Here is an 11,515-nt window from a genome sequence, read left to right on the forward strand (position 1 = left end):
GCCGGTCAGTGGGCCCGTCCGTGGCCCGGTTGTTCGCTCAGGTCAGGCGCCCGGGCGCACGAGCCCGGCCTCGTAGGCGAGCACCGCGATCTGCACCCGGTCGCGCAGCCCCAGCTTCGACAGCACCCGGCCGACGTGGGTCTTCACCGTCGCCTCGGAGACGAACAGCCGGGCCGCGATCTCGGCGTTGGACGCACCGCTCGCGACCTCGCGGACGATCTCGCGCTCGCGCGGCGTGAGCCCGCGGACCGCGGTCGGGACCGGTCGCGGCCCGGGCAGCTCGACCTGGTCGAGGAGGCGGCGGGTGAGCTCGGGTGCGATGACGGCGTCGCCGCGGTGAACGGCGCGGACGGCCTGCGCGACCTCCTCGCCGCGGGCGCTCTTGAGCAGGAACCCGCTCGCGCCGGCCCGCAGCGCCGCGAAGGCGTGCTCGTCGACGTCGAAGGTGGTGAGCATCAGCACCCGCGGCGGGGCCGGCCCGGCGAGGATCCGGGCGGCGGCCTGGATCCCGTCGAGCACCGGCATCTGCACGTCCATCAGGACGACGTCGGGGGAGGTACGCCGCACCTCGGCCACCGCGGTCGCACCGTCGCCCGCCTGGCCCACGACGACCAGGTCGTCCTGGGACGAGACGATCATGGCCAGGCCGTCGCGCACCAGGTCCTGGTCGTCGGCGAGGAAGACCCGGATGGTCACGGCCGCCCCGCCACCTCGCGGGTCGTGGGGAGGTGCGCGACCACCGAGAACCGGTCGTCGCGGTCCGTCACCCGCAGGTCGCCACCCAGGGCGGCCAGCCGCTCGTCCATCCCGGGCAGTCCTCGACCCGACCCGGGCGTCGCGCGGCGACGCGGGCCGGTGCTGTTGGACACGGTGAGCTCGAGCGCGTCCGGCCGCCACCTCAGGTGCACCTGGGTGGCGGCGTCGAGCCCGGCGTGCTTGAGCACGTTGGTCAGCGCCTCCTGGGTGACGCGGTACGCCGCGAGCTCCGCGGCGGCGCTCATCGGCTGCCGCGGCCCCTGCTCGTCCAGGTGGACCGGCAGCCCGGAGCGGCGCGCGGTCGCGACCAGGCCGGGGAGGTCCGCCAGCGCGGGCCGGGGCTCGACGCCGGCGGGACCGCGGTCGTCCCCGTCGAGCACGCGCAGCACGCCGCGCATGTCCTGCATCGCCTCCCGTCCGGCGCGCGCGATGTTGTCGAGCACCGGCGCGGTCGCCGCCGGGTCGCGCGCGGCCATCAGCCGCCCGCCCTCGGCCTGGCTGACCATGACCGCCAGCGAGTGTGCGACCACGTCGTGCATCTCCCGGGCGATCCGGCGGCGCTCGTCCTCGGCCGCGCGGCGCGCCTCCGCGACGCGCGCCTCGTGCTCGTGCCGGGCGCGCTCCTCGAGCGCGGCGACGTAGAGGGCGCGCAGCCGCCGGTAGCGCCCGGCGCACCACGGCGCCGCCACCATCGCGAGCGCACCGAGCAGCAGGAACAGCGGCCAGCTCTCCACCGGGTCCTGGGCAGAGGCGACGCCGGGCTGCGCCACCGTGAGGTAGTCCGCGCTCCACAGCCGAGCGACGACGGCGGCACCGCCGGCCGCCGAGGCCGCGAGGGCGAGCATCGAGGTGCGGTGGGAGCACCAGGCCGCCACGGAGTAGAGGGCGATCGGGAAGACCAGCACGCTCGGGAGCAGGACGGCGGAGAACGGCGGCGTGCGCCCGCCGGGGTCGAGCTCGGGGACGAGCACGAGGAGGAGCACGAGCGCTCCCGCGACCCCGTAGGCCAGCCGCGGCGCCGACCGCCGGGCCGCCAGCCCGGCGTGACCGAGGACCAGCGCGACGACCACCGCTGCCGCGAGCGACCTCGGCCACGAGGTGCTCCACACGGTGCGCAGGCTCACGGGCAGCAGCAGCACGGCCACGGCGAGGGCGAAGCAGGCATCGACGACACCGCCGTGGTGTCGCACCCAGCGGTCCACCGCGGACCACCCGAGACCTGAGCCCACCGCGTCATCGTAGGTCGGCCGCGACCGGTGATCACGCGGGTTTCTGCGGCGTGCGTACGCCTCCAGGGTGACGCGATCAGCCTCCGGGCCGACGATTCGCGGCTCGCTTCGCGCGAACGTCGAAGGGAGCCCGTTCACGACCCAGGAGGACGCCCATGACCACACCGCCGTACGACGTCAGCCCCACCACCGGCCGGACGGAGCGGGTCGCCCCGCGCTCGGCCGTGGTCGCCGCCCACCTGGTCCCGCTCGTGGTGCTGCCGTCCGGCGTCTGGCGGGTCCTCCTCGGCTGCGGCGTGAGCATGGGGTTCAACCGCGCGACGCTCGAGGCGGAGGGCTTCCCCGGCCGGGGCACGGTCATGGTCGTCGGCCTCACGCTCCTCACCGAGGCGCTCGCCTTGCTCACCCTCGGCCTGGTCCGGCCCTGGGGCGAGACCTTCCCGCGGTGGCTGCCGCTCGTCGGCGGTCGCCGGGTGCCGGCGACACCGGTCGTGGCGCTCGCCACCACCGGCGGGCTGGCCCTCACCGCCATGTGGACCTTCGCGCTGCGCAACGCGCTGCTCAACGACGGGCTCGACGAGATCTCCAGCGGCGCGTGGCACGCGGTGGCCGTGGCGTGCTACCTGCCGGCCCTGGCCTGGGGCCCGCTGCTGCTGCATGTGACATGGCTCTACCACCGCCGTCGAGCCGCGTCCGCGAGGCGTGAGCGGGTACCTGCCCGGCTGTGACCCCTCGTACGCCGCGCAGCACCTACCGCCTCCAGCTCACCTCCGACTTCGACCTCTTCGAGGCGGCCCGCCGCCTGCCCTACCTCAACGCCCTCGGCGTCGACTGGGTCTACCTCTCGCCGCTGCTCGCGGCCGAGGCGGGCAGCGAGCACGGCTACGACGTCGCGGTGCACACCCGGGAGGACCCCGAGCGCGGTGGCGCCACCGGCCTGGAGGTCCTGTCGGCGGTCGCCCACGGCCTCGACATGGGCGTCCTCGTCGACATCGTCCCCAACCACGTCGGCGTGGCCAGCCCACGGCCGGCCACCTGGTGGTGGGACGTGCTGGAGCACGGGCAGGAGTCGCGCTACGCGACGTACTTCGACATCGACTGGGACGCCGGGGGAGGGCGGCTCCTGCTGCCGGTCGTGGGCGACGGCGACGAGGGCTCGATCGAGGTGCTGCCCGACGAGCACGCGGTGACCTACCACGACCTCCGGCTCCCGATGGCGCCCGGAACCACCCGCCTCGACGAGCAGCACTACGAGCTGGTCGGCTGGCGGCGCGGCGACACCGACCTCAACTACCGTCGCTTCTTCACCGTGACCACGCTCGCCGGCATCCGCGTGGAGGAGGACGAGGTCTTCGATGACTCCCACCGCGAGATCGGGCGCTGGTTCGAGGTCGGCCTGGTCGACGGGCTCCGCGTCGACCACCCCGACGGGCTGCGCGACCCGGCCGACTACCTCGACCGGCTCGCCAAGCTGACCCACGGGTCCTACGTCGTGGTCGAGAAGATCCTCGAGCCCGGCGAGTCGCTGCCGCCGTCCTGGAACACCGCGGGGACGACCGGCTACGACGCCCTGGCCCTGGTCGACCGCGTGCTCACCGACCCCGACGGCGAGGCGCCGCTCTCCGCCGTCGCTCCGGTCGACTACGGCGAGCTGGTGCACGAGACCAAGCGGGCGGTCGCCGACGGCTCGCTGCAGGCCGAGGTGCGCCGCATCGTCCGCGAGCTCGCACCGGTCGGCCTCGACCTCGACGACGAGGTGCTGCGCGACGCCGTGGCGGAGCTGCTCACCTGCTTCCCGGTCTACCGGTCCTACCTGCCGCTGGGCCTCGCCCACGTCGTGCTGGCCTTCTCGACCGCCCGGGCCCGGCGCCCCGACCTGCTGCCGGCGCTCGACGCGCTCGAGCCGGTGCTGTCGGACCCGGCCCAGCCGGCCGCGCTGCGGTTCCAGCAGACGAGCGGGATGGTGATGGCAAAAGGCGTCGAGGACTGCGCCTTCTACCGCTACTCCCGGCTGACCTCGCTCAACGAGGTGGGCGGCGACCCCGCGGTGTTCTCGATCCCGGTCGCGGAGTTCCACGACTTCATGTCGCGCCGGCAGGCGGACTGGCCCGACGCGATGACCACCCTGTCGACCCACGACACCAAGCGGAGCGAGGACGTCCGGGCACGGATCACCGCGCTCGCCGAGGCTCCCGACCTGTGGGTCCAGACCCTCGAGACGGCCCTCGAGGCCGCGCCGCTGCCCGACCGCGGCTTCGCCAACCTGCTCTGGCAGGCGGCGTACGGCGCGTGGCCGATCGAGCGGGAGCGGCTGCACGCCTACGCCGAGAAGGCGATGCGCGAGGCCGGCGACCGCACGACCTGGACCGACCCCGACGAGGACTACGAGCGGGCGGTGCACGCGGCGGTCGATGCGGCATACGACGACGAGCGGGTCCGCGGCGCCCTCGAGAGCCTCGACGCGGAGCTGTCCGAGGCCGGTCGCGCCAACTCCCTGTCGGCCAAGCTGCTCTCGCTCACCGTGCCCGGCGTGCCCGACGTCTACCAGGGCAGCGAGCTCGGCGATCAGAGCCTCGTCGACCCCGACAACCGGCGGCCGGTCGACTTCGACGCCGCCGAGAAGCTGCTGGAGACCGGCGACAACGCCAAGCAGGCGCTCACCGCCCGCGCGCTGCGGCCGCGCCGCGACCGGCCCGACCTGTTCACGACGTACACACCGCTGCGCGCCCGTGGCCAGGCCGCCGATCACGTGCTCGCCTTCGACCGCGGAGGGGCGGTCACCGTCGTCACGCGGCTGCCCTACGGCTTGGCGCGCCGCGGTGGCTGGGGAGAGACCACGCTGACCCTGTCCGACGGCACCGAGCGGCGCGTCGCGGACCTGCTCCGCGGCGCCCCGGCGGCGCTGCTGACCCCCGGGGACCTGGCATGAGCGCGCCACGACGCGGCCCGTTCGACGTGTGGGCGCCGCGGGCCACGAGCCTGCGCCTCTCCGTGGACAGCGCGGCCGTCGACATGGTCCGGCGTGACGACGGCTGGTGGACGCCGGTGGGGCTCGACCCGGACAGCCTGCGCCCGGAGGTCGACTACGGCTATCTCGTCGACGACGCGGACGTGCCGCGCCCCGACCCGCGGTCGCGGTGGCAGCCCCACGGTGTCCACGAGCGCTCGCGGACCTACGACGCGAGCCGGTTCCCGTGGACCGACGACGGCTGGACGGGTCGCCAGCTGGCCGGCTCGGTGATCTACGAGCTGCACGTCGGGACGTTCACCCCCGAGGGCACCCTCGACGCGGCGCTGACCAGGCTCGACCACCTGCGCGAGATCGGCGTCGACCTCGTCGAGCTGATGCCCGTCAACGCGGTCAGCGGCACCCACAACTGGGGCTACGACGGCGTGCTCTGGTACGCCGTGCACGAGCCCTACGGCGGTCCGGAGGCCTACCAGCGCTTCGTCGACGGCTGTCACGCCGCGGGGCTCGGGGTCATCCAGGACGTCGTCTACAACCACCTCGGTCCCTCGGGCAACTACCTGCCCGAGTTCGGGCCGTATCTCAAGGAGGGGGCCAACACCTGGGGCGACCTGGTCAACCTCGACGGCGAGGGGTCGCACGAGGTGCGGCGCTACATCCTCGACAACGCCCGGATGTGGCTGGAGGACTACCACGTCGACGGGCTGCGGCTCGACGCGGTGCACGCCCTCGAGGACACCTCCGACCCCCACCTGCTGGAGGAGCTCGCGGTCGAGGTCGCGGCCTGGTCGGCCCACCAGGGCCGGCCCCTGACGCTGATCGCGGAGTCCGACCTCAACGACCCGGTGATGGTGACCCCGCGCGAGGCGGGCGGCTACGGCCTCGACGCGCAGTGGAGCGACGACTTCCACCACGCGCTGCACGTCGCGCTCACCGGCGAGACGCACGGCTACTACGCCGACTTCGAGCCGCTCGGCGCGCTCGCGAAGGTGTGCGAGCGGGGCTTCTTCCACGACGGGACCTACTCGTCGTTCCGCGAGAAGGAGCACGGCGTCCCGATCGACACGCGGGCGATGCCGGCGTGGCGGCTCGTGGTGGCCAGCCAGAACCACGACCAGGTCGGCAACCGGGCGGTGGGCGACCGGATCACCGAGGCTCTCGACGACGACCAGCTCGCGTGCGCCGCGCTGCTCACGCTCTGCGGGCCGTTCACCCCGATGCTGTTCCAGGGCGAGGAGTGGGCTGCGTCGACGCCGTTCCAGTTCTTCACCTCCCATCCCGAGGAGGAGCTGGGCCGGCTCACCGCCGAGGGCCGGATCTCGGAGTTCGCCCGGCACGGCTGGGACCCCGACGCCGTGCCGGACCCGCAGGACCCGGACACCTTCGAGCGCTCGAAGCTCGACTGGTCCGAGCTCGGGTCGGAGCGCGGTGCGCGGATGCTCGGTGTCTACCGCGACCTGGCGCGGCTGCGCCGGGAGCTCCCCGAGCTCACCGACCCGTCGTTCGCCCGGGTATCGTGCCGGGCCGACGAGGCAGCCAGGTTCTTCACGATGAGCCGCGGCGACCTGCTGGTGCTGGTCAACTTCGGCGACCGGCCGATGGCGGCCGAGGTCGACGGGGCCGAGCTGCTCTTCGAGACCGAGTCGGGAGTGGACGTCGACGGCGCCGTCGTCCGGCTGCCCGGACATGCCGGGGCGCTGGTCCGGGTGAGCAGGGCCGGCGGGGCGAGCGTGGTGCCCCCCGCCTGAGGCGCGGTCAGCGGCCCAGTCGCAGCCGGTCGTGCAGGACGGCGGCCCTCGCGGCGTTGCTGCCGGCCGCGCCGTGGACGCCCCCGCCCGGGTGCGCGGACGCCGACCCGAGATAGAGGCCGCTGATGCCGGTCTCGGCGCGCCCGAGCCCGGGCACCGGCCGGAAGATCAGGTCCTGGTGGAGCTGCGCGGTGCCACCGCCCACCGCGCCGCCGATGAGGTTGGCGTTGCGGGCCTCCAGCTCCCGGGGACCGAGCACCCGGCGCTGCAGGACGCGGCTGCCGAAGCCCGGCGCCAGCCGCTCCAGCCGGGCCTGCATCCGGTCGGCGAACCGCTCGCACTCGTCGTGGTCCCACCGGCCCGTGAGCCCGTCGTCGCCCGCGTCGGAGCGGGCGTGCTGGGGCACGTGCGTGTAGGCCCAGAACGACTCGGTGCCGGCCGGCGACCGCGTGGCGTCGCTGGTGGTCATCTGCCCGGTGAGCATGAACGGCGCCGCCGGGATCGACCCGGCCCACACCTGGTTGAGCGCCTCCTGCATCTGCGGCAGCGAGTCGGCGACGTGCACCGTGCCGGGCGAGTACGCCGGCTCGGTGAGCCACGGGATGGGCCCGCCCAGCGCCCAGTCGACCTTCACGGTGCCGGGGTCCATCTCGAACTGGCGCATGCCGCGGGCCACCTTGACCGGCACGTCGTCGGGATCGACCAGCCGGCCGTAGAGGTGCGGCGCGGCCACGTCCGCGATCACCGCACGACGGGCGCGGAACCGCTCGGTCGCGGTGCGGACGCTCCGCGCCCGGCGGTCGGCCACGTCGATCCCGATGACCTCGGCGTCGCACCTGATCTCGCCGCCCCGACTCGTGAACCGGTCCGCGAGCGCGTGGGCGAGCCGCCCGGCGCCGCCCTCGGGCACCGGGAAGCCGACCGTCTGGCCGAGCATGGTCATGAGCAGCCCCATCAGGCCCGACCCCGGCGCGTCGAGCGGGATGTCGGCGTGGCCCGCGTTGCCCGCCATCAGGATCTCGAGGCCGTCGCCGCCGAAGCGGTGCCGTCCGAGCTCGGCAGCCGGGGTGAGCAGGGTGCGCACGAAGCGCAGCCCACCGGCCCGGCGGATCCGGGTGAGCAGCCCCAGCGTCGGGCGGACGGGCGGGAACGGTGTCAGCAGGGCGTCGACGAGGTGCGACCCCACCGCGTCCCACTCGGCACACATCTCCAGCCACGCGTCGCCGTCACCGGCGTGCTGGGCGTCCGCGAGCCGGGCGGTGACCTCGCGGTCGCGGTGGAGGAGGGCCCAGCTCCCGTCGGCGAACGGGTGCCCGAGCACGGCGGGGGCGTGGCGCCACACGAGGCCGTGGTCCTCGAGCCGCAGCGACCGGATGGTGCGAGACGCCGCCGCGAGCGGGTAGAACGCGCTGAAGGTGTCGTGGACGAACCCGGGGTGCACGTCCTCGGCGCTGGCCACGGCGCCGCCGATGGTGGGCTGCGCCTCCAGGACCAGCACCGACCAGCCGCGGTCGGCCAGGAGGTTCGCGGCCACCAGCCCGTTGGGGCCGGCGCCGACGACCACGGCGTCGTACGCCGCAGCCGACGCGGTCATGCGACCTGCTGTTGCCGGCGTTCGACGAGGAAGGCGAGCCGGCGCAGGCTCTCGACGTTGCGCCACATGAGCAGCGGGTCCTGCATCGCCTTCGGCACCATGGCTCCCGGCCCGGCGCTCGCGTGCTCCTCCATGACCACCTCGGTCTCGGCACCCTGCGGGCGCAGGGTGATGGTGACCTTGGCACGCCCGGCCGGCCACGCGTGCGCCTGCAGCACCAGCCGCGAACCGGGGACGCACTCCTCCACCTCCGTGATGTCGTCGAGCGTCAGCGGCCACGTGCCGACGGAGTGGTGCAGCCGTGCGCCCGGGTCCGGCCAGAGGTCGTCGACGTCGCGCATCCGCGTGGCCCCCACCACCCACAGGGGATAGAGCCAGCCGTCGGACAGCACCGCCCAGACCTGGTCGGGGGTCGCCTGCATCACGCGCGTGGTCGTACTCATGGCTGGCTGGTACCCGCCCGGTGCTATCTCAGCGCGGGCAGGACGTCGCGGCCGTAGGCCTCGATCATCGCGAGGTAGTTCGGCCCCATGTTGGCGACGTACACCTCGTCGTACCCCGCGTCGACGTAGTCGCGCAGCTGCTGGACGTGCCGGTCGGTGTCGCTGCCCGCGACGATGCTCTGCGCCGTCGACTCGCGGGTCACCAGCTGCGAGGCCTGCTCGAAGTGCTGCGGGCTCGGCAGCACCTGCGCGAGCTCGCCCGGCAGCCCGGCGTTCGCCCAGAGCCTGTGGGCGTGGTCGACGCCCTCGTCGTCGGTGTCCGCCCAGGCCACCTTCACGCCGCCCTGGCAGGGCTTGCCGCCCGACTTCTCCTTGAACGACGCCACGGCGTCGGCGTCGTCGGCGGTGTTGATGAAGCCGTCGCCGATGCGGGCGGCCAGGTCGAGGGCCTTGGGCCCGAACGCCGAGACGTAGACCGGCGGGGGCTCGTCGGGCAGCGTGTAGATCCGCGCGGTGTCGACGTCGTAGTGCGTGCCCTGGGTCGTCACGACCTCACCGGTCCAGAGCCGGCGCATCAGCTCGACGGCCTCCTCCAGCATCTCGAGCCGGACGTCGGCGGAGGGCCACGGGTCGCCGAGGACGTGCTCGTTGAGCGCCTCGCCGGTGCCGACCCCGAGGACGAACCGGCCCTCGAGCTGCACCGCGGCGGTCGCGGCGGCCTGCGCGACCACGGCCGGATGGATGCGCGTCGTGGGGCAGGTGACGGCGGTCGTGACCGGCAGCGACGTGGCCTGCGAGATCGCGCCGATCATGCCCCAGACGAACGGGCTCTGGCCCTGCTCGTTGTTCCACGGGTGGTAGTGGTCGCTGATCCAGAGGGCCTCGAAGCCGGCCTTCTCGGCAGCGACCGCCTGCTCGACCAGCTCGGCGGGCGAGTACTCCTCGCAGGACAGGAAGTATCCGAAGCGCATGCACGACGGGTACCCACCCGCGTCGGTCGGACGTCACCCGCCGGGGTGAGGGTGGCTGGGCCCCGGCGGGTCACTGGAACTCCCACACCAGATCGGGAGGTTCGATGACCACGGACACCAGCACCACCCAACGAGCCCAGGAGACGGCCGCCACGGCCGCCGACCAGGGCAAGCACGTGGCGGGCACCGCCGCGAGCGAGGCCAGGGACCTCGCCGCGGAGGCGACGCAGCAGGCCAGGGGCGTCGTGACCGACGCGATGAGCAAGCTCCAGGGACAGCTCGACGACCAGGGCCGCCAGCAGAAGGACAGGGTCGCGGGCACCCTGGCGACGTTCGCCGACGACCTCGGACAGATGGCGCAGGGCGGAGCCGGCCTCGCGGCCACGCTGGCCCACGAGGCCGCGGACCGAGCGCAGACCATCTCGCGGCACCTCGAGTCCCGCGAGCCGCGCGAGCTCCTCGACGACGTACGCCGCTTCGCCCGTCAGCGGCCGGGGACCTTCCTCCTCGGGGCGCTCGCGGCCGGCGTGGTCGTGGGCCGCCTGGCGCGCGGCACCAAGGACGCGGCCGAAGCCGCCGAGGGCGCGGACACGCCTCGCGCCACACCGGGCGCGCCGAACACCACCGAGGTGTCCGCCGGCCACGGTCAGCCCACCCAGCCGCCGACCCCGGCCACCCAGGCCACCCCCGTGACCTCGGCGCCGACGACCGACCTGCCGGCCTCGGCGATGGGCTACTCCTCGCCGCCGGTCGGCAACGGCCTGCCCACGGCTCCGGCGGCCGGCGAGCCGGACGGGTCGCTGCCATGACCCAGACGACGCGGACACCGGGTCAGGGCGACGAGCGCAGCCTCGGCGAGGTCGTCGGCGACCTCAGCACCGACCTGTCCACGCTGATGAAGCAGGAGGTGCAGCTGGCCAAGGTCGAGCTCAAGGAAGAGGTGACCAAGGTCGGCAAGGGCGCCGGGATGCTCGGTGGCGCCGGCTTCGCAGGGTGGTTCGTGCTGCTGTTCCTCAGCCTTGCCCTGACCTTCCTGCTCGACAACTGGCTGCCCGTCGAGGTGGCCGCGCTGATCACCGCGGGCGTGTGGGCGATCGCCGCCGCCGTGCTCGCCTCGATCGGCCGCAAGGAGCTCAAGACGGCGAACCCGCAACTACCCCAGACCCAACAGACCTTGAAGGAGGACGTGCAATGGGCCAAGGCACAGAAGAGCTGACCAGCCAGATCGAGGACACCCGGCAGCGGATGGCGTCGGACCTCGACACCCTGCAGGACCGCGTGAGCCCGGCGGCGATCGTGGAGCGCCGCAAGCAGGCGGTGCGAGGACGGTTCGCGTCGATGAAGGACCAGGTGATGGGCACCGCCCAGGGCGCCACGTCCTCGGTGTCCGGAGCCGTGTCGTCGAGCGGCGAGAGCCTGTCGTCGACCGGCGCGAGCATGTCGTCGACGGCGCAGGAGCGCTTCGAGGGGACCCCGCTGGCCGCGGGCCTCGTCGCGTTCGGCGCGGGCGTCGTGCTCGCCTCGCTCATGCCCGCCAGCCGACTCGAGGCCGAGGCCGCGCACTGGGTGGTGGAGACGGCCAAGGAGCACGGGCAGCCGCTGCTCGACGAGGCCCGGTCCGCGGGCGAGGAGGCCGTCGACCGCGTGAAGCAGTCGGCCATGGACTCGGCGCAGCAGGTCAAGGAGTCCGCGCAGGACTCCGCGCAGACCGTCGCCGAGGAGGCTCAGTCGTCGACCGAGGCCGTGCGGGACCAGGCGCAGGGCTGACCTGAGGGCACGACCGCCGCACGCCGCGGCCCCCCAGCG

11 protein-coding genes are annotated in these 11,515 nt (G+C 74.1%); 6 read left to right on the top strand and 5 right to left on the bottom strand.

Annotated elements, in window-relative coordinates; all coding sequences use genetic code 11:
• Positions 1-42: 42 nt before the first annotated feature.
• On the bottom strand, positions 43-696 hold the full coding sequence (locus G514_RS0110785; RefSeq protein WP_028651753.1) for a response regulator: 654 nt from the start codon (positions 694-696) through the stop codon (positions 43-45).
• On the bottom strand, positions 693-1,985 hold the full coding sequence (locus tag G514_RS26170; RefSeq protein WP_157544733.1) for a sensor histidine kinase: 1,293 nt from the start codon (positions 1,983-1,985) through the stop codon (positions 693-695). The genes G514_RS0110785 and G514_RS26170 overlap by 4 nt, the downstream gene beginning before the upstream one ends.
• 155 nt (positions 1,986-2,140) lie before the next feature.
• Here G514_RS26170 and G514_RS0110795 point away from each other — a divergent pair, with 155 nt between their 5' ends.
• Genes G514_RS0110795 through treZ form a run of 3 tightly spaced genes read left to right on the top strand, consistent with a single transcriptional unit; the run spans position 2,141 to position 6,701 of the window.
• On the top strand, positions 2,141-2,713 hold the full coding sequence (locus G514_RS0110795) for a hypothetical protein (RefSeq protein ID WP_028651754.1): 573 nt from the start codon (positions 2,141-2,143) through the stop codon (positions 2,711-2,713).
• On the top strand, positions 2,710-4,914 hold the full coding sequence (gene treY, locus G514_RS26175; protein ID WP_036564567.1) for a malto-oligosyltrehalose synthase: 2,205 nt from the start codon (positions 2,710-2,712) through the stop codon (positions 4,912-4,914). Before G514_RS0110795 ends, treY begins: the two co-directional genes overlap by 4 nt.
• Positions 4,911-6,701 (top strand): malto-oligosyltrehalose trehalohydrolase, encoded by a 1,791-nt coding sequence (gene treZ, locus G514_RS0110805; protein ID WP_028651755.1) that lies wholly within the window; start codon positions 4,911-4,913, stop codon positions 6,699-6,701. The genes treY and treZ overlap by 4 nt, the downstream gene beginning before the upstream one ends.
• Positions 6,702-6,708: 7 nt before the next feature.
• On the opposite strand, the gene G514_RS0110810 is transcribed toward treZ, so the two are convergent.
• Genes G514_RS0110810 through G514_RS0110820 form a run of 3 tightly spaced genes read right to left on the bottom strand, consistent with a single transcriptional unit; the run spans position 6,709 to position 9,709 of the window.
• A complete protein-coding gene (locus tag G514_RS0110810; protein ID WP_028651756.1) occupies positions 6,709-8,295 on the bottom strand; it encodes a phytoene desaturase family protein in 1,587 nt (528 codons plus the stop codon).
• Positions 8,292-8,738 carry an SRPBCC family protein gene (locus G514_RS0110815; protein ID WP_028651757.1) on the bottom strand — a complete coding sequence of 149 codons (447 nt, stop codon included), beginning with the start codon at positions 8,736-8,738 and terminating at the stop codon, positions 8,292-8,294. The genes G514_RS0110810 and G514_RS0110815 overlap by 4 nt, the downstream gene beginning before the upstream one ends.
• 23 nt (positions 8,739-8,761) lie before the next feature.
• A complete protein-coding gene (locus G514_RS0110820) occupies positions 8,762-9,709 on the bottom strand; it encodes a TIGR03557 family F420-dependent LLM class oxidoreductase (RefSeq protein WP_028651758.1) in 948 nt (315 codons plus the stop codon).
• A gap of 104 nt (positions 9,710-9,813) precedes the next feature.
• On the opposite strand from G514_RS0110820, the gene G514_RS29170 reads away from it, so the two are divergent.
• Genes G514_RS29170 through G514_RS0110835 form a run of 3 tightly spaced genes read left to right on the top strand, consistent with a single transcriptional unit; the run spans position 9,814 to position 11,476 of the window.
• Complete coding sequence (locus G514_RS29170) at positions 9,814-10,518, top strand: hypothetical protein (protein ID WP_051247325.1); 705 nt, start codon at positions 9,814-9,816, stop codon at positions 10,516-10,518.
• Entirely contained in the window at positions 10,515-10,925 is a 411-nt protein-coding gene (locus G514_RS0110830) for a phage holin family protein (RefSeq protein WP_028651759.1), read from the top strand. Before G514_RS29170 ends, G514_RS0110830 begins: the two co-directional genes overlap by 4 nt.
• A complete protein-coding gene (locus G514_RS0110835; RefSeq protein WP_028651760.1) occupies positions 10,901-11,476 on the top strand; it encodes a DUF3618 domain-containing protein in 576 nt (191 codons plus the stop codon). Before G514_RS0110830 ends, G514_RS0110835 begins: the two co-directional genes overlap by 25 nt.
• Positions 11,477-11,515: the final 39 nt, after the last annotated feature.

It is taken from the genome of Nocardioides halotolerans DSM 19273 (assembly GCF_000422805.1).
Lineage (GTDB): Bacteria > Actinomycetota > Actinomycetes > Propionibacteriales > Nocardioidaceae > Nocardioides > Nocardioides halotolerans.